General features: G+C 79.5%; 1 pseudogene. It reads left to right on the top strand.

Features of this window, described 5'->3' with window-relative positions:
- Positions 1-188: 188 nt before the first annotated feature.
- Positions 189-497: pseudogene (locus tag ACWJ6R_RS37915) on the top strand (PucR family transcriptional regulator); the annotation flags it as partial.

The following is a 497-nucleotide window of genomic DNA, read 5'->3' as shown; positions in this document are numbered from 1 at the left end:
GCCGCCGTTGGCGGCATCCTGCCCGAGCTCGGCCGTCTGCGCGGGCGCGCGCGGGAGGGCGGGAGCCCCGCCAGCCTCGCCTTCTCCACCCCCGGCGAGCACGTCGTCGTCCAGCCGGTCGCGCGCGCCGGACCGGGGGGTTCTTCGCGGTCGGCCTCGGAAAGCCGTTCACGCCGGTCGAGCACACCGTGGTCAACGCCGCCGGCTCCCTGCTCACCCTGGCGCTGGAGCACGGCCGCGAGCACCTGGCCGCCGAGCGCCGGGTCCGTGCCGCGGCGCTCCGGCTGCTGCTGGCCGGTCAGCTGGAGGCCGGCCGGGAGACGCTGGAGCGGCTGGGCGACCGGTTCCCCGACGGGCCGCTGGTGGTGCTGGCCGCCGGAGGCGACCGCGAGGCGGCGCTGGAGGCGGCGGGGGAGGAGCTCGCGGTGGCCGACGGCGACCGGGTGCTCGTCCTCGTCTCCGCGACCGGGGCGGACGAGGCGGCCGCGGCTCTCGGC

Source organism: Planomonospora algeriensis (assembly GCF_977012225.1).
This window is presented reverse-complemented; position numbering and strand designations above follow the sequence as displayed.